Origin of the sequence: Photobacterium ganghwense (assembly GCF_003025595.1) — a bacterium.
Lineage (GTDB): Bacteria > Pseudomonadota > Gammaproteobacteria > Enterobacterales > Vibrionaceae > Photobacterium > Photobacterium ganghwense.
In genome coordinates, this window is sequence record NZ_PYMI01000001.1 from 1323347 (window position 1) to 1341091 (window position 17745).

Consider the following 17745-nt stretch of genomic DNA (forward strand, 5'->3'; position numbering starts at 1 on the left):
CTCCCACAGAATTGGCAAAAAAGTAATAATCGTCAATATTACTTGAATAGCGATGTTTTTTGAAACCAGTTAGACTACAGGTTGATTTATTTTTTCCTAATACACAAAAAAATCACTAATGCTATTAACGATACTGCGCCGGCTGCCAAGGATGCACCAAGTCTCAATCACAGTGATTACCCTGTTTATGGGGTTGTTGCTGTTGTGGCCGGGCACCGAGGATAGCGCCCATCCGGAGCGAAAATTCGAACCCGGCAAACATTACCCGCTGGCTCTGGATCTGAACATCACCCAGCTTCGACCGATGGCCGGGGAAGAAAAACCGGCAATTCCGGCTTTGCGCTGGAAAGAGTATAAGGTAAAGCCGGGTGAAAGCCTGGCCGTGGTGTTTGATAAAGTCGGCCTCTCTCCTCTGGATCTCTACCAACTCGTCAACGCTGATGAAGGCACCAAAGAGCTCGCCAACCTGCGTCCCGGTGAAACCCTTCGCTTCGGGTTTGATGAAAAAAACCAGTTAGTTCAGCTTGTTCAGCCACAAAGCGCGACAGAACGCCTGATCGTCACGCGCACGGCTGACAGCTTCTACTCCGCCAAAGAAAGCAAACAAGTCGACATCCAGCTTAATTACGCCCAGGCTATTATCACTTCCAGCTTCTGGAACGCCGCCGACAAAGCCGGACTGACCGCCAACCAGATCATGGAACTGGCTGGCATTTTTGGCTGGGATATCGACTTTGCCCTCGACATTCGGGCCGGAGACAGTTTTTCCGTCCTGTTTGAAGAAAAGCTGGTGGAAGGCGAACCCATTGGCCGCGGCGATATTCTGGCAGCCACCTTCACCAACTTAGGCCAGACTTTTACCGCCGTGCGTAGTGAAGACGGTAAATACTATGATGCAGAAGGACGCGCCATGCGTAAGGCCTTCCTGCGCTCGCCGATAAACTTCCGCTACGTCAGCTCCAACTTCAACCCTCGTCGCCTTCACCCGGTCACCGGACAAGTGAAAGCACACCGTGGAACTGACTATGTCGCGCCGGTCGGCACCCCAATCTGGGCCGCCGGTGACGGAGTGGTCATGAAATCCGGCTATAACCAGTTTAACGGCAACTATGTCTTTATCCGCCACAGTTCCACCTACATCACCAAATACCTGCACATGACCAAGCGCAAGGTCAAAACCGGCGATCGGGTCAAACAGGGAGAAGTCGTCGGGACTCTCGGCGGCACCGGTCGGGTTACCGGCCCACACCTGCATTATGAGTTCCTGGTCAACGGCGTGCACAAAAATCCGCGCACGGTGGATCTGCCGCAGGCCCGCTCGCTGAGCGGCAAAGAGAAAACCCGCTTCAAAGCGCACGCCCGCGAGCGAATGGCGCAACTGAACCAGTTCAGCCAGTTCATTGCAGATAACAGCCCGCTACTGACAAACCGCAGTTAAGCGGTCCAAACCAGCGCGCCCCAAACACAGCCCCTAGACCAGGGCATTCCCAGATATGCAGCCCGGCGCCACAGGGCGCTTCCCGGACATAAAAAAACCGCAACATCAGGTTGCGGTTTTTTTTGTCTCGCGCAGGGCGCACAGTCAGCTTACACGCTGAATGATGCCCCACAACCACAAGTCGTGGTCGCATTCGGGTTGTTCACAAAGAAGCGTGAACCTTCCAAACCTTCGGTATAGTCAACAATGCCGCCGATCAGGTACTGCAGACTCATAGGGTCAACGACCAAGGTTACGCCACTGTTTTCGATGGTGAAATCACCTTCATTCACTTTTTCGTCAAAGGTGAACCCGTACTGGAAACCGCTACAACCACCACCAGTGATGTAAACACGCAGTTTCAGATTCGGGTTTTCTTCTTCGGCGATCAACGATTTGACTTTATTCGCTGCAACATCGGAAAAACTCAGCGGCAAATTAGCATCGCTCATTCAAAACCTCTCAAATACACTCGGTCATTGCGTTGATTATCTAATACCTGACTATCTCGTTCAAGTATTGACCACCTCTGAGGACGACTGCTGGGCCATTTTTTCTTTCGCAATGGTACGATGCAGCAGTTGCGAGTAAATAGGCTGTCCACCCAGAACCTGCGCCAGCATGGTCGCGCCCAGGGTCGTAATAATCAGCGGCAGGATCAGATGATAGTTGTTCGTCATCTCAATCACCAGCAATATACCGGTAATCGGTGCCCGCACCGTCGCGGCGAACAGCGCTCCCATTCCGGCAATCGCAAACATTCCGGCGTCCAGCCCCATATCCGGAAAAAGGTGTTGCGCCACGGCACCGAAGAACGTGCCGAATAAGGTCCCCAGAGCCAACATCGGGGCAAAAATACCACCGGGCGCGCCAGAGCCAAAACACAACAGGGTTGTCGCTACCCGCGCCACAAAAAGCAGAAACAGCAGCCCGACCCCGTACTCGCCCTGGGTCGCACTCGGAATCAGGCCGATCCCACCGCCGGTCAGCTCCGGCAAATAGAGCAGCAACAAGCCAAAACAGCCGCCTAATAAGGTACCGGTCAGCAGGTAACGGCGCCGCTCGTTACGGTGAACCCTGACGAACAAATCCTGCGCCAGCGTGATCAGGCGGTTAAAAATCACGCCGAAAATACCAAACAGCATCCCGAGGATCAGAAACAGCCACAGCGAATGCAAGTGCGGCGCGGCATATTGCGGCATGGTGATCACTGCGTTCTGGCCGGCGATACTGCGAAAGACGATATTGGCCACAACCGCTGAAATCATCACGCATTTTATCGAGATCAGGCTGTAACGAAACTGCGGCCGCATCTCCTCAACCACAAACATGATACCGGCCAGCGGAGCATTGAACGCTGCGGCCAGCCCGCCAGCTGCCCCGGACGCCAGCAACGCATGACGGCCTTCTTTGTCTTTCAGGCGGAACAGGTCGGAGACCATGCGCCCGATATTGCCGCCCATCTGCACCGAGGGGCCTTCCCGCCCCAGAACCATGCCGGAGCCCAGCGCCCCCAGCCCGCCGATAAATTTGACCGGCAGCACCCGCCACCAGCGTACCGGACGGATATCATCCATCGCCCCTTCAATTTCCGGGATCCCGGAGCCTGCCGCCTCGGGCGCAAATCGGCTGACCAAGTAATAACCGACCAGCGCCAGCCCGGCACTGATCAGAAACGCCGACAACCACAGCGGCAACACATTGCTGATTTCATTGCGCAGCCATTCGGTGCGCTGCTCCGAGACCCAATGCACCGAGATTTCAAACAGCGTTGACAGCAACCCGGCTCCCAGTCCGACCAGCGCCGACAGAAACAGAACTGAAATCGGGGTTTTATCGCGGGAAAGAAAGCGCCGTACCAGCCCGCTGGGCTGCAGTCGTTCAGGCGCAGGAGTGCCTTGGTTTGTATCCGTCATTGAACTCGCCGTATGTCGATGATATCCCGTGGAACCGGGGCAAAAAGAAAGGGACGCGAAGCGTCTTACCAAGGATAGTCGACCCGCTCTGGTTTTTACATCGGCATTCTTGAAAACTAGCTTTTCATTGCTGCACGCAATTTTCCGCGCTAAGAGGTTGAGCTGACGCAGAGTTCCCCCGCCGGGAAATTGAAAGCCCCCCACCGCCTAGGTACAATGCCGGGCAGTTCACATCGGACAATTATTCAAACAGGACAACCCTATGAGCAAATCAGCTGATTTATTTGCCAAAGCGCAACAAACAATCCCAGGTGGGGTTAACTCTCCGGTACGTGCTTTCACCGGTGTCGGCGGTACTCCGCTCTTTATCGAACGAGCAGACGGCGCGTATATCTTTGATGCAGACGGCAAAGCCTACATTGATTACGTGGGCTCATGGGGTCCGATGATTCTGGGCCACAACCACGTGGCAATCCGCGATGCCGTTATTGAAGCGGCTCAGCGCGGCCTGAGCTTCGGTGCGCCGACAGAAATGGAAATCACCATGGCTGAGCTGGTGTCGAAGCTGGTGCCGTCAATGGAAATGGTTCGTATGGTCAGCTCTGGTACCGAAGCCACCATGAGCGCCATTCGTCTGGCTCGTGGCTACACCAACCGCGACAAAATCATCAAGTTTGAAGGCTGCTACCACGGCCACGCCGACTGCCTGCTGGTGAAAGCCGGTTCTGGCGCCCTGACGCTGGGCCAGCCAAGCTCACCAGGTGTACCGGCAGATTTTGCCAAGCACACTCTGACCTGTACCTTCAACGATCTGGACTCAGTTCGTGAAGCCTTTGTTGAGCACCCAGAGCAGATCGCCTGTATCATCGTTGAGCCAGTAGCCGGCAACATGAACTGCATCCCACCGGTTGCTGGCTTCCTGGAAGGCCTGCGTGAGATCTGTGACGAATTTGGCGCCCTGCTGATTCTGGATGAAGTGATGACCGGTTTCCGTGTTTCACACGGCGGGGCACAGGGTTACTACAACATCAAACCTGACCTGACAACGCTGGGTAAAGTGATCGGCGGCGGGATGCCGGTAGGTGCCTTCGGTGGCCGTCGTGATGTGATGGAATACATTGCGCCAACCGGTCCGGTTTACCAAGCGGGTACCCTGTCCGGTAACCCAGTAGCCATGGCAGCCGGCCACGCCTGTCTGAGCGTTCTGACTCAGCCTGGCAATGAGCAGCGTCTGGCTCACACCACTCAGCGTCTGGCAGAAGGCTTCCAGGCTCTGGCTGACAAATACGGCATCCCACTGAAAACCCATCAGGTCGGCGCCATGTTCGGTTTCTTCTTCACTGACCAAGAAACGGTTAACTGCTACGGCGATGTGGCGAAGTGTGATATCGAACGCTTCAAGCGCTTCTTCAACCTGATGCTGGAAAAGGGCGTTTACCTGGCTCCGTCCGCCTACGAAGCCTGCTTTACCTCTCTGGCGCACGGTGACAAAGAGATTGAAGCCACGCTGGACGCTGCAGAATTCGCGTTTGCCAAACTGGCAGAAGAAGCGGCGTAATTCGCATCGTCCAACCCTACAATGCCGCTCAACGAGCGGCATTGTACTATCTGCAAGTCGCCGTTTTCAGCCCGAAAGCGTGCTAGGGTTGCCAGGCTGAGTTTTATATCTGGATATGGAGAACAACCTATTGCCAGAACAGCACAGTCAGAACCGCTATCCCCAAAACCACCCACAGTGCCAGTGGCACCCGGCGCTTTTTCTTTTCATCGCATCCGCAATCACAGCACCCCATCGCAAACTCCTTAATATTTCCTGAACAGGCTACATTGATAATTGCCACACCTGACCGGTGATGCAATCATAAGTACCACAAAACAGTATCATACAACACTGACCTTAATAAGGATTTGACCGTGCCGTCTTCCGTCAAAATCGAGTCCCGCCATTGGGTGCTCATTGCGGCGCTTGCGCTTGCCGCCTACGCCAGTTACCAGCTGATTGCGCCTTATCTCGGCCCCATCGTCATGGCCTTTATCATCTCGCTGTTGTTTTACCCGATCCACTGCCGGATCAGCCACCGACTGCCGACATTACCCAATCTCTCAGCCGTGCTGTCCTGCACCCTGCTGACCTTTATGATCGTGATCCCGCTGCTGGTGGTCTTCAGCTCTATCATTCATCAGGGCTCAACGTTTTCCCGCGACAGCTACAACTGGCTGACAACCGGGGGCGTCAAGGAGGTGCTGGGGCACCCGTATGTGGTCAAACTGATGGCACTGTTCGATAAATATCTGCCTTTTGAACCGCTGGATGCCCAGGAAATTGTCCGCAAAATCGCGGCAACAGCCTCTAAATTTGGCGCCCAACTGCTGAACACCAGCGCCAAGCTGCTCGGGGATGCCACTAACTTTCTGATCAACTTCATGCTGATGCTGTTTGTGCTGTTCTTCCTGCTGCGGGATCATGACCGCATCGTCGCCACGATCCGCCATGTATTGCCGCTCTCCCGCAGCCAGGAAGACGCCGTACTGAACGAAGTCGAGCAAGTGGCCAAATCGGCAGTACTGGGCTCTTTCCTGACGGCACTGGCACAAGGCGCAGCAGGTGGCTTTGCCATGTGGCTGGCTGGATTCCCAGGGCTGTTCTGGGGCTCAATGATGGCATTTGCCTCGCTGATCCCAGTGGTCGGCACCGCGCTGATCTGGATCCCGGCGACCCTGTATCTTCTGCTCGTCGGTCAATGGGAATGGGCTCTGTTCCTGGCCATCTGGTGTGCCGTCGTGGTGGGCTCCATCGATAACTTCCTGCGGCCAATGCTGATGCAAGGCAGCTCAGGCATGAGCACTTTGCTGATCTTTTTCTCAATCATCGGCGGGTTGAACGTCTTCGGACTGATCGGCCTGATTTACGGGCCAATTATTTTTGCCATCACTCTAGTGCTATTCAAACTGTATGAAGTGGAATTCAAAGATTTCCTCCGTCATCAGGATGAGCACTGAGTCAGGCGCCTCAGTTTTACCGCCGTCCCCGCACGGCTTATGCCCGGGGACACGGCACCTTGCCTAACATCAGCCGGACGGCCCCGCCCTCCGGCTTTTCTTATCCCTGAATTTATGGAACAATTCGCGCCCCATATTCCTGTCACCGTTTCTGAGGCCGATATGTCCTATAGTGCTGCAAGCCAAGTCGCTCTCCGCCAGATTGAGTTTTTTGAAAACCGCAATGTCCTGATTGCCGGTGAGCTGGCGGATGCGTTTCCGATTGAGCTGGCGCAAACCGCCGCCTCAGTCACAGTCTTTACCACCAACTACGGGTTCTACCGCTCTCTGGCTGCGCGCCCTCAGGTAACTGCCCATTTTGGTGCCGAATTTGACGGTGACGCCGCATCCATCGATATGATCCTGCTTTACTGGCCGAAAGCCAAAGCGGAAGCGGAATACCTAATGGCCATGCTATTGGCGAAAGTGGCGCCGGGCACCGAGATTTGTGTGGTAGGAGAGAACCGCAGCGGCGTGCGCAGCGCCGAAAAAATGTTTGGCCCGTTTGGTCCACTGACCAAATACGACTCGGCCCGACGCTGCAGTTTTTACTGGGGTCGCTGTGACCACAATGCACCGGCGTTTGTCCTGCAGGACTGGTTCCGCAGCTACCCGCTGGAGCTGGGCGGACAAAGCCTGACGATCCGTTCGCTGCCAGGCGTTTTCAGCCACGGGGAGTTTGATAAAGGATCCGAACTTCTGTTGAACACTCTGCCGGCACTGCACGGCAAGGTACTGGACTTCGGTTGTGGTGCCGGTGTTATTGGTGCATTCATGAAAGCCAACCACCCGGACATTGACCTGGAGCTGTGTGACATCAGCGCGCTAGCCATCGCCTCAGCACAGGAAACCTTCCGTGTTAATCAGCTGGAAGCCCGTTTTACCGCGACGGATGTATACAGCGACCTTCAGGGTCACTACGATTTTCTGATCAGCAACCCGCCGTTTCACGCCGGCCTGAAAACCTTCTACGCCGCCACAGAAACCTTGATTGCTGAAGCCCCCCAGCACCTGACCACTGGTGGCGAGTTGATCATTGTCGCCAACAGCTTCCTGCGTTACCCGCCGCTGATCGAAGCCAGCCTGGGCCACTGTGAGCAGCCGGCCGGCAACAATAAATTCAACATTTACGCCGCGAAAAAATAGCGCAATGTTCTTTCGTTACCCGGTGAGTTTCACCGTCTCACCGGGTAAAAATACCGACAAATCCCGTCAATATGGGCAAAAAACAGCCCCTCCCAACCGTTAACTCCGTCAATTCTGTGTGTCGCCACACGCTTCCCCGCCTGCTTTCTTGATAATGCAAAAAAACCACGTATAAGGTGACAGAAGATCCCATTTTTCGTGTTATGACGTAAATTTCGTCAAAATAAGAGCATTTTTTCACTGTCACGCCAGTCAGCTTCTGCCAAAGAAGTCGGCTGCATTTAGAGTATTACAGGTAAATTTCAGGCACCGGAATGCAGAAGACTACCCGTTTCAAGCGACTGCAGCATACCCTAATGCTGGCATTTCTCGTTCTCAGTATCACTCCCCTGCTCCTCTCAGCATTATTTTTCCTTCGCTCCCACACCACTGATTTAGCAGAGCAAAGTACCAATCACCTGGCGTCATTGCTCGACAACAAACGCAAGCAGTTGGAGAGCTTCATTACGGCACGGGAATCGGAAGTGCAGAGCTTTGCCCGCTCTGAGCTGGCCAATGCCAGTGGCGGACGGTTCTACGGCCTGGTCGGTGCTTATAACCAACTGGGTGACATCAGCGGGCAATTGCAGGAACTCGGTCGCAGCACATATTTTACGGAGCGGCTGACCATGAGGGCGCCGGCTGAGAACGGAGTCACGAATTACGCCAGCCATGAACGATACCGGCTGATGTACAAACGCTATAACTGGGCTTTCGACGAATACCTTAAGCGGTCGCATTTCAGCGACATTCTGCTGGTCGACTTACAGGGCAATATTGTCTATTCCGCCAACAGTCCCGAGACATTCAGCGTCAACCTGCAGCAAACCACCCACACGTTTCAGGCACTGAGCACTACTTTTACCGCGATTTCGACCCTCACCCGGCAATCCGGCTACAGCGCGGATCAGGTTCCGGTCGTATTCACGGATTTCAGTGCTGAGCCAGATCACCCGGATCTCGCCGCCTGGTTTGCCGCCCCCATCATTCAGCAAGGCTATCTGCACAGTTATGTCTTTTTTAAGCTAAGTAACCGCTCCATCCGGGACATTCTCAGCGACACCGTGGCCACAACCAATCATCAGGTGCAGACCCTGTTGGTAGGCCAGGATCACCGCTCATTGCTGCCGCAAAGTACTCAGGCCCCCGCGACCTATTCCAGCCCGAGCATCGATCAGGCACTGGCCGGCAACAGCGGCGTGGGCAGCTTTGCCAACTTCAGCGGGGTGCCGGTACTGAGCGCCTTCGCCCCCATCAGCCTCAAGGGCAGTGAGTGGGCGCTGGTCGTCGAGCTGCCAGAAAAAGAAGCCTTCGCCCGCATTCGCCAGCTGGAAAAAATCTTCTTTGCGGCCATGCTGACGGCCGTGGTGCTGGTGATTATCGCTTCGCACTGGCTCTCCAACTCCATCACCGCGCCTTTGCTGCGCCTGACCTGGGCCGCTGAGCGGGTATCCGCCGGGGATCTGGATCAGAAGATAGGAAGCACCGAGCGCAGCGACGAAATCGGCCGCTTGGCCACCAGCTTTGCCCGCATGCAATCTTCCATTCGGGATAAAATCACCCTGATCCGCGAACAAAACACGGAGCTGGAGCAAAACCTGCTGGTGATACGGCAGAAGAACAACGAGCTGCAGACCGCTGATAAACTGAAAGATGAGTTTCTGGCCACCACATCCCATGAACTGCGGACCCCGCTGCACGGGATGGTCGGCATCGCCGAATCGCTGCTGGCCGGTGCCAACGGCCCGTTACAACATTCGCAACGACGCCAGCTGGAGATCATCATCAATAGCGGCCAGCGCCTGACCAACCTGGTCGATGATCTGCTGGATTATCATAAGATGCGTTATGGCGATCTTGATATACAGCGCCATGCGGTAGATCTGGCCTCGGCCGTGCGTCTGGTACTGGAACTGTCCAGCCACCTGCTGGGCAACAAGCCGATCCGCATCATCAACCAGATCCCTGATGACCTGCCGCTGGTGCTGGGCGATGAGCAGCGTATCGAGCAGGTACTGTACAACCTGGTCGGTAACGCCATCAAATACACCTCTGAAGGTAAGATCATCCTTTCAGCCACGATTTTGCAAAAGCAGCTTCGGATTCAGGTCGTAGATACCGGCCAGGGGATCCCTGCCGAGCAGCTGGAGCATATCTTTGAGCCGCTGACCCAGGCCAATACGCAATCCGCCCATTACCGCCAGGGCTCCGGACTGGGGCTGTCCATTAGCCGCCAGCTGGTGGATTTAATGGGGGGACGCCTGTACGTCAGCAGCCAACCGATGATAGGCACTACGTTCAGCTTCACCCTGAACCTGGCCAGCGAGCATGACATTGCTAACAGTCAGTTGGCCAACCGCAACCTTCACTTTCAGGCTCCGATCAGCGACCCAACGGTGTGTGAGCTGGAAGATTTACCGGATAATCCGGATGGCGACCTGTTGCTGGTCGTGGATGATGAACCGGTCAACCTGCAAGTTCTGCATAACTTCCTGCGACTGGAAGGGTATCGGGTGATCACTGCAGAAAGTGGCCAGCAGGCGCTTCAGCTGGTTGATGAACAACAGCCCGCACTGGTGTTGCTGGATATTATGATGCCGGAGATGTCCGGCTATGAAGTCTGTGAGCAACTGCGGAAAACCTACAGCATGCTGGATTTACCCATCATCATGCTTTCTGCCCTGGGACAGGTTCAGGATCGGGTACGCGGCTTTGAATCCGGTGCCAACGATTACCTGACCAAGCCATTCAATAAAGAAGAGCTGACCGCCCGGATCGGGGCACACCTGAAAGCTGGACAAACTGAACGCCAGCGCCTGGAAAATCAGATCTTGGCCGAAGAAGTGGCACGGCGAAAAGAAACGGAAGCGGGCCTGCTGGAAACCCAGAGCCGCCTGCTTGGGCTGCTCGAATCCACCAATGAAGCGATACTCTGTGTCCGTAACGACGGCCTTATACGCTATGCCAACAGCGCCGCCGGTAAACTGTTTGAACGCACTCCTGAGCAACTGGAGCGCCACAACCTTTACGATATTCTGGCCACTCATCTGCCGGAAGACATCGCCAGCCGCCACCATTTCCACGGCAAGCTGATGTTCCGCATCGGGGATGGCCTCAGTTCCCTGAGCACTGACGTGATTAACCTGCCGGAAGCCTCCGGGTTACAGCGGATGTTTATTTTTGACAACCACGGTCCGACTGAAGAGCACCGTATCAAAGTGCTGGAAAATGCCGTCGACGTTTTATCCGGCTTTGCCTTCAACCGTGACCGGCACAGCCTGGACCAACTCCGTCATCTGGGCGAGGAATTCAGCGAACTGGCGGATCGCCTGGATGACAAAGGCGGCAGCAAGCACGATACCCTGCGCGAACTGCTGGTCGATACCATGAAGACCACCCTTGGCGTCTGGGAACGCTATACCAGGAAAACCAAATTTGAACTGGCCGAAGAAAGCGGGCTCTGGCGGGTCTACCTCGACCGCAGTACCCTGCAAACCCGGACACTGGATAAATACCTGCACCTTGAAACTCTGCCCAAAACACCGCGCTGGCGCACGGTACTCAGCACCGTGGATTTTGTGCTGGAACGCTGTCAGGTGCCCGCCGATGAAAGAGAACAACTGCAACTGATGAGGCAGCAACTGCAACACCTTATCAGCTGATCTCTGCCGGGATGCCTCCTTGCTTCGGTATAAACCGCGCCTTTTTCAAGCCCGCCTGGCGGGCTTTTTTTCGCCTCAAATTATGCGTTGTAAAAACCGAAAAAACGCCTTCTCCAGTCGGATTTATACTGGTCAATTTCCCATCAAAAGCTGTTTTTTCAGCCTCGTTCCGTCTTGGAAACGGGGTTAATACGTATTCTGAGAGCATAATCACAACAAATGCAGGGGATAAATTTTCCGCAAGGAAATATCCTCCCAACTCCTCTCCCGTTACATCACTCACTCCAAAGTCAGCCACTAAACATCAATAAAATAAAAGTAAAAATCGATAGTAAACGCTCACATTGAAAATGTAATCGATAAAATTATCTGTGAGATACCGCACAGAGGATTTCCGCCGCTGAGGCAGATCACACTCAGATATTTACGGTTTTAACGGTACCACCGGGTATTTTGACGGTTTTAACGGGAAGCCAGATTGACCTATTTGTTATTCCGGAGTTTCCTTAAGGTCACTGAGAGCCTACAAGGCCATTTGTTTGGGCCGCGTTACTCAGCTCAGATGAAGTAGGTTTGAGGGTCCCGTTCAACGGGTATTTTCATAAGTGAAACAAAAGCAAAGAGTAAGGAACAGCTATGCTTGCCAATATCAAAAAAACTCAGTTAGCACTCGCCGTTGTCGCCGCCGCGTCAACCCTAGTAACCGCGCCAGTGGCTTCTGCTGCTGAACGCAGTGAGCTGACTATCGTACCTCAGTTTTATCCTACAATGGTCCGTAACTTTAACCCGTTCCTGGATACCGATCTGGACACCACCACCGAGTTCATCTATGAGCCACTGGTGATTTTTAACCAGATGCACGGTAACGAGCCGGTTATGCGTATCGCGAAAAACTACTACATGTCTGACGACCTGATGCAGGTAACGTTTGAACTTCGCGATGGGGTTAAGTGGTCTGACGGCAAACCTTTCACCGCCAAAGACGTGGTTTACACACTGGAACTGCTGAAGAAAAAACCTGAGCTGGACCGTACCGGTATCAATAACTGGGTCACGGCAGTGAAGCAGCAGGGCAACAACAAAGTGATCTTCAGCCTAACAGAAGCCACTTCTAACGCGCCGTTTGAAATTGCCAAAGTGCCAATCGTGCCAGAACACATCTGGAGCAAGATTAAGAACCCAGAGTCGTTCACCAATGACAATCCGGTCGGCTCCGGTGCTTTCACCGAGATCGACACCTTCACTCCACAGCTGTATGTTCAGTGCCGTAACCCACACTACTGGGATAACGACAATCTGGACGTAGACTGTCTGCGCGTTCCTCAGATTGCCGGTAACGACCAGCTGCTGGCGAAAATCATCAACTCGGAGCTGGACTGGACCTCATCGTTCATTCCTGACATCGACAGCACGTATGCAGCAGCAAACCCTAACCACAAATACTGGTATCCTGCGGCCGGTACACAATCCTTCCTGCTGAACTACAAGTCGCCGAAAGAAGGCAACCACGAAGCAATCAATGATGTCGAGTTCCGCCGTGCTTTCTCTATGGCACTGGATCGCCAGACCATCATCGATATCGCGTTCTACGGCAACGGCAAACCTAACAACTACGCCTCGGGCCTCGGCGAAGCCTTTGCTTCCTGGTCTGACAATACCATCTACAACAAGTACAAAGGCTTCAATACCTACAACACCGCAAATTCCAAAGCGCTGCTGAAGAAAGCCGGCTACAAAGATATTGATGGTGACGGCTTTGTTGAAACCCCAACCGGTAAGAAGATTGAGCTGGAAGTTCAGTCGCCGAATGGCTGGACTGACTTCAACAACACCGTTCAGCTAGCTGTTGAGCAACTGCAGGAAGTCGGCATCAACGCCAAAGCCCGCACTCCGGACTTCGCGGTTTACAACAAAGCGATGCAGGACGGTACCTACGATGTGGCCTACACCAACTTCTTCCACGGTGCAGATCCTCACACTTACTGGAATGATGGCTACAACTCCGCACTGCAGGAAGGTGAAGGTAAGCCTCGTTTTGCCATGCACCACTACAAGAGCGCGGAGCTGGATAAACTGCTGAACAGTTTCTATAAGACCGCTGATAAAGATGAGCAGCTGAAAATTGCCCACATCATTCAGAAGATCATCGCTGAAAACCAGATCACTGTGCCTGTCATGTCCGGCGCATTTAACTTCCAGTACAACACGACCCGCTTTGACGGTTGGTGGAATGAAAACAATCCGAAAGGCCGTCCGATGATTTGGGCCGGTGTTCAGGAACGTGTTCTTCAGGTACTGGATCTGAAACCTAAGTCGTAAGTTCTGCTTCATTTGCGGTGCGCCCCTTGCGCACCGCCTCTTCCCCCTCACTTGTGCAATGTATGGCGCCAGTCGTCAGGGGGTTTTTCGTCCTGAATCCAGCCGCTAGTGAAGGGTTGGTTTGGAAAGGTGTGAGTTATGGGATTCTTTCTACGACGTTTGTCATTCTACTTTATCGCGTTCCTTGTGGCCGCTACGCTGAACTTTATCATACCGCGCGCCATGCCCGGCGACCCGGTGACCATGATGTTTGCTAACGCGACCGTACAGGTCACGCCAGAACGTATTGCCGCCATGTCAAAACTGCTCGGGTTTGTCGACGGGCCACTGTACGAACAGTATTTTACCTACCTTAAAAGCATTCTGAGCTGGAACCTGGGGATCTCTATCCAGACCTACCCTCAAACGGTCAACGACATGCTGGGTAACGCCGTCGGCTGGTCACTGTTCCTGGCCGGGACAGCAGTTATTCTTTCGTTCTGCATCGGCTCCATTCTGGGCATTTTTGCTGCCTGGAAACGCGGCAGTAAATACGATGCCTTCATCTCTCCGGCCATGCTGGTTGTGCAAGCTGTTCCTGCGGTGGTCACCGCCATGATCGCGCTGTACACCTTTTCCATCAGCATGCGCTGGTTTCCGACCGGTTATGCCTATACCCCCGGGGTAATTGCAGACTGGACCAGTCTTGAGTTCTACAAAAATGTGGCTTACCACGCCGTCCTGCCACTGGTTTGTGCCACCATCATCCAGATTGGCGGCTTCCTGATCAGCATGCGTAACAACATGATCAACCTGCTAAACGAAGATTACATCACCATGGCCAAAGGCAAGGGCCTGAGCGAAAACCGGGTCGTGTTCAACTACGCAGCCCGAAACGCCATGCTACCGAGTGTTACCGCTCTGTCGATGGCCCTAGGGATGGCTATCGGCGGCCAGTTGATTATCGAGATCATCTTCAACTATCCGGGTCTGGGTACCGTGCTGCTGAACGCCATTAACGGCCGGGATTACCAGGTTCTGCAAGGTCAGCTACTGATCATGACCCTGTTCATGCTGTTCTTTAACTTCCTGGCCGACCTGCTTATCGTCGCGCTGGATCCTCGCCTACGCAAGGGAGGGAAATAATCATGAATGCACTAATTAAACTACTGAGTAACAACGGTAAGGCACTGCTGGGCCTGAGCATTATCTGCACCTTTATTCTGGCGGCCATTTTTGCCCCACTGATCACCAAGCATGCGCCGGATCGTAAAACCGGTAACCCACACGAGTACCCGGCATTTATCGTCAAAGCCGCCCAAAACAACCCGGATGGCTGGGTGGCAACCAACCTGGCAGACAACCGCCGTACCCTGCTGATGTCAAAAGAGGCCGATCACATGATGGGAACGTCCCGCATGGGCCGCGATATCTGGTCTCAGGTGGTTTACGGCACCCGTACCTCACTGGCTGTCGGCTTCGGTGCCGGTCTGGTGGTTTGTTTTCTGGCCACCGTTATCGGGGTATCAGCCGGATACTTTGGCGGCCGGGTGGATGACATCCTCACTGCCGCGATGAATATAATGCTGGTTATTCCGCAGTTCCCGCTGCTGTTTGTGATTGCCGCTTTCATTGGCCAGGCCGGGCCGGTCACCATTGCGATCGTCATCGGAATGACCTCCTGGGCGTGGGGAGCAAGGGTCGTCCGCGCTCAGACCCTCTCACTGCGGGAGAAAGAGTTCGTCAAAGCGGCAGAGGTTCTGGGGGAATCGTCATGGCGCATTATTTTCGTCGAAATTCTGCCTAACCTAGTCTCGATTGTCGGCGCAAGCTTCATTGGCTCCGTCATGCTGGCCATCATGACCGAAGCCACCCTTTCCTTCCTCGGACTGGGCGACCCGAATTCCATCAGCTGGGGCGTCATGCTTAACAACGTCCGCACCTCTTCGTCGATGCTGGTCGGCGCCTGGTGGGAACTGTTTGCACCGTGTCTGGCCCTGATCTTCATCGCCATCGGCCTGGCGCTGCTCAACTTTGCCGTCGATGAAATTGCCAACCCGCAACTGCGCTCTCACAAGGGAATGCGCCGCTGGAAGAACATGGCCAAGCAACAAAACACTGAAACAGAAGCTGAAATTAACGCTAAGCCTGCACTGGAAGGGGGCGAAAAATAATGACCAATCCGCAAATTTCCATTCGAAACCTGTGCGTCGATTACATCACTGACGCCGGTGATGTCCGTGCCGTCAACAATGTCAGCTTTGACATCGGCAAGGGTGAAATCTTTGGTCTGGCGGGTGAGTCAGGCTGCGGTAAATCAACCGTTGCCTTCTCACTGATGCGCCTGCATAAGCCACCTGCATTCATTACCGGCGGTGAAGTCATTTTCGATGGTCACGGCGATATCCTTAAACTCAGCGACTCGCAAATGAGTGCGTTTCGCTGGAGCGAAATCTCAATGGTGTTCCAGAGTGCGATGAACGCCCTGAACCCGGTGCTGCGTCTGGAAGAGCAGTTCTGCGATGTGATTATGCGCCATACCAACCTCAGCCGTGAGCAGGCCGTACGCCGGGCCGAAGGGCTGCTGGAAATTGTCGATATCCACCCGAGCCGACTGCAGGATTATCCGCACCAGTTTTCCGGCGGGATGCGTCAGCGTCTGGTGATCGCGATTGCTCTGGCTCTCAATCCGAAGATGATCATCATGGATGAGCCCACCACCGCACTGGATGTGGTGGTACAGCGTGAGATCCTGCAAAAGATCTACGCCCTGAAAGAAGAGTTCGGGTTTTCTATCCTGTTTATTACGCACGATCTGTCCCTGATGGTCGAGTTCTCCGATCGCATCGGGATCATGTACTCCGGTGAACTGGTGGAAGTGGCGCCTTCCAAACAAATCCTGGAACGCCCGTACCACCCCTACACCGAGGGACTGGGTAACTCGTTCCCGCCGCTGACCGGCCCAAAAACCCGGCTGACCGGGATTCCGGGGAACCCGCTTAACCTGCTGGAAATTCCTCAGGGTTGCCGTTTCCAGGCTCGCTGTAGCAAAGCCCATGACGCCTGTTTTCGTCAGGCAACTCAGCTGCGTCAGCTTGAACCCGGCCGTTTCAGTAACTGCCACCTATTCAACCAAAGCCGTTCATCCCAATAAGAATATGGAGGCATGATGAGCAAGCCAACCGGACAACCAATTATCGAAGGGAAGAACCTGGTCAAAGACTTCCCGGTTAGCAGCAACTCGCTGAAAAAGTCCATGATGCGGGCAATCAATGACGTGTCATTCAAGATGTACAAGAGCCGTGGCTTGTCCGTTGTCGGGGAATCCGGCTCGGGCAAATCCACCACCGCGAAAATGATCGCCAAAATGTATGCGCCGACACACGGCCATATCGAATACTTTGGCCGTGACATCCGTACTATTGAAAAACGCGATGACCTGATGAAATACCGCCAGGGCGTCCAAATGGTCTGGCAGGATCCGTTTGGCTCCCTAAACCCGACCCATACCATTTTTCACCATATTGCCCGCCCGTTGCTGATTCATAACAAAGTCAGCAAAGGCAATAAAAAAGAGCTGGAAGACACCGTCTACAGCCTGCTGGAGCAAGTGGGCCTGATCCCGCCGAAGGCAACCGCCGAGAAATATCCGCACCAGCTGTCCGGGGGCCAGCGTCAGCGGGTCAACCTGGCGCGCAACATTGCGGTTGGGGCCGAAGTCGTGCTGGCCGATGAGCCCACTTCGATGCTGGATGTATCGATTCGCGCCGGAGTGCTCAACCTGATGGAAGAAATGAAATTCGAACGTGAAATGGCGCTGCTGTATATCACCCATGATATCGCAACGGCCCGTTATATCGCTGAAGATCTGGCTGTGATGTACGTCGGCCACATGGTTGAGTGGGGAGACACGGAAGAGATCATCCACGATCCGCAACACCCTTATACCCAGTTACTGGTTTCTGCCGTGCCGGATCCGAAAAAATCGATCCATGAGAAGCTGAAGGGGAATAAAGGGGAAATTCCACTGTGGACACCAGAGAGCCTCGGCTGCCCGTTTGCAGGTCGCTGCACCCACGCAACCGACAAATGCCGGACGCAACTACCAGGCATTACCCAGTTATCTGACAACCACTTTGTTCGTTGCTATCTGTATGAAAACTGATGG

General features: G+C 54.2%; 13 protein-coding genes. 10 read left to right on the forward strand and 3 right to left on the reverse strand.

Annotated features, from left to right (window positions below; genetic code table 11):
- Window positions 1-118 precede the first annotated feature (118 nt).
- On the forward strand, window positions 119-1438 hold the full coding sequence (gene shyC / locus C9I92_RS05760; protein WP_047886430.1) for a peptidoglycan DD-endopeptidase ShyC: 1320 nt from the start codon (window positions 119-121) through the stop codon (window positions 1436-1438).
- A gap of 149 nt (window positions 1439-1587) precedes the next feature.
- On the opposite strand, the gene erpA is transcribed toward shyC, so the two are convergent.
- Both erpA and clcA read right to left on the reverse strand, forming a co-directional pair.
- Window positions 1588-1929: an iron-sulfur cluster insertion protein ErpA gene (gene erpA / locus C9I92_RS05765; RefSeq protein WP_047886429.1), complete on the reverse strand. Its 342-nt coding sequence runs from the start codon at window positions 1927-1929 to the stop codon at window positions 1588-1590.
- Between the two features lie 60 nt (window positions 1930-1989).
- Window positions 1990-3393, reverse strand: coding sequence for a H(+)/Cl(-) exchange transporter ClcA (clcA, locus tag C9I92_RS05770; protein WP_047886428.1), 1404 nt, complete (start codon window positions 3391-3393; stop codon window positions 1990-1992).
- A gap of 262 nt (window positions 3394-3655) precedes the next feature.
- On the opposite strand from clcA, the gene hemL reads away from it, so the two are divergent.
- The 4 genes from hemL (at window position 3656) to C9I92_RS05790 (ending at window position 11279) form a co-directional block, all read left to right on the forward strand.
- Window positions 3656-4951 carry a glutamate-1-semialdehyde 2,1-aminomutase gene (gene hemL / locus C9I92_RS05775; RefSeq protein ID WP_047886427.1) on the forward strand — a complete coding sequence of 432 codons (1296 nt, stop codon included), beginning with the start codon at window positions 3656-3658 and terminating at the stop codon, window positions 4949-4951.
- A gap of 356 nt (window positions 4952-5307) precedes the next feature.
- On the forward strand, window positions 5308-6393 hold the full coding sequence (locus C9I92_RS05780) for an AI-2E family transporter (protein ID WP_047886426.1): 1086 nt from the start codon (window positions 5308-5310) through the stop codon (window positions 6391-6393).
- 162 nt (window positions 6394-6555) lie between these two features.
- Entirely contained in the window at window positions 6556-7578 is a 1023-nt protein-coding gene (rsmC, locus tag C9I92_RS05785) for a 16S rRNA (guanine(1207)-N(2))-methyltransferase RsmC (RefSeq protein ID WP_047886613.1), read from the forward strand.
- Window positions 7579-7892: 314 nt separating this feature from the next.
- Window positions 7893-11279, forward strand: coding sequence for a response regulator (locus C9I92_RS05790; RefSeq protein ID WP_047886425.1), 3387 nt, complete (start codon window positions 7893-7895; stop codon window positions 11277-11279).
- On the opposite strand, the gene C9I92_RS05795 is transcribed toward C9I92_RS05790, so the two are convergent.
- Window positions 11272-11562, reverse strand: a complete 291-nt coding sequence (locus C9I92_RS05795; protein WP_146149664.1) for a hypothetical protein — start codon at window positions 11560-11562, stop codon at window positions 11272-11274. The two genes, C9I92_RS05790 and C9I92_RS05795, sit on opposite strands and share 8 nt — an antisense overlap.
- Window positions 11563-11915: 353 nt before the next feature.
- On the opposite strand from C9I92_RS05795, the gene C9I92_RS05800 reads away from it, so the two are divergent.
- The 5 genes from C9I92_RS05800 to C9I92_RS05820 all read left to right on the forward strand — a co-directional run bounded on the left by C9I92_RS05800 (window position 11916) and on the right by C9I92_RS05820 (window position 17742).
- Window positions 11916-13598 (forward strand): ABC transporter substrate-binding protein, encoded by a 1683-nt coding sequence (locus C9I92_RS05800; protein ID WP_047886423.1) that lies wholly within the window; start codon window positions 11916-11918, stop codon window positions 13596-13598.
- Window positions 13599-13736: 138 nt separating this feature from the next.
- Window positions 13737-14723: an ABC transporter permease gene (locus C9I92_RS05805; protein ID WP_047886422.1), complete on the forward strand. Its 987-nt coding sequence runs from the start codon at window positions 13737-13739 to the stop codon at window positions 14721-14723.
- Window positions 14724-14725: 2 nt separating this feature from the next.
- Window positions 14726-15751, forward strand: a complete 1026-nt coding sequence (locus C9I92_RS05810; RefSeq protein ID WP_047886421.1) for an ABC transporter permease — start codon at window positions 14726-14728, stop codon at window positions 15749-15751.
- Entirely contained in the window at window positions 15751-16731 is a 981-nt protein-coding gene (locus C9I92_RS05815) for an ABC transporter ATP-binding protein (RefSeq protein WP_047886420.1), read from the forward strand. The genes C9I92_RS05810 and C9I92_RS05815 overlap by 1 nt, the downstream gene beginning before the upstream one ends.
- Before the next feature lie 15 nt (window positions 16732-16746).
- Window positions 16747-17742, forward strand: coding sequence for an ABC transporter ATP-binding protein (locus tag C9I92_RS05820; RefSeq protein ID WP_047886419.1), 996 nt, complete (start codon window positions 16747-16749; stop codon window positions 17740-17742).
- The last annotated feature ends 3 nt before the right edge of the window (window positions 17743-17745 follow it).

Bases quoted from the DNA above. Each gene is read 5' to 3' on its own strand.
- shyC (WP_047886430.1), top strand. From the start codon at position 119: ATGCTATTAACGATACTGCGCCGGCTGCCAAGGATGCACCAAGTCTCA.
- erpA (WP_047886429.1), bottom strand. From the start codon at position 1,929: ATGAGCGATGCTAATTTGCCGCTGAGTTTTTCCGATGTTGCAGCGAAT.
- clcA (WP_047886428.1), bottom strand. From the start codon at position 3,393: ATGACGGATACAAACCAAGGCACTCCTGCGCCTGAACGACTGCAGCCC.
- hemL (WP_047886427.1), top strand. From the start codon at position 3,656: ATGAGCAAATCAGCTGATTTATTTGCCAAAGCGCAACAAACAATCCCA.
- rsmC (WP_047886613.1), top strand. From the start codon at position 6,556: ATGTCCTATAGTGCTGCAAGCCAAGTCGCTCTCCGCCAGATTGAGTTT.
- C9I92_RS05790 (WP_047886425.1), top strand. From the start codon at position 7,893: ATGCAGAAGACTACCCGTTTCAAGCGACTGCAGCATACCCTAATGCTG.
- C9I92_RS05800 (WP_047886423.1), top strand. From the start codon at position 11,916: ATGCTTGCCAATATCAAAAAAACTCAGTTAGCACTCGCCGTTGTCGCC.
- C9I92_RS05805 (WP_047886422.1), top strand. From the start codon at position 13,737: ATGGGATTCTTTCTACGACGTTTGTCATTCTACTTTATCGCGTTCCTT.
- C9I92_RS05810 (WP_047886421.1), top strand. From the start codon at position 14,726: ATGAATGCACTAATTAAACTACTGAGTAACAACGGTAAGGCACTGCTG.
- C9I92_RS05815 (WP_047886420.1), top strand. From the start codon at position 15,751: ATGACCAATCCGCAAATTTCCATTCGAAACCTGTGCGTCGATTACATC.
- C9I92_RS05820 (WP_047886419.1), top strand. From the start codon at position 16,747: ATGAGCAAGCCAACCGGACAACCAATTATCGAAGGGAAGAACCTGGTC.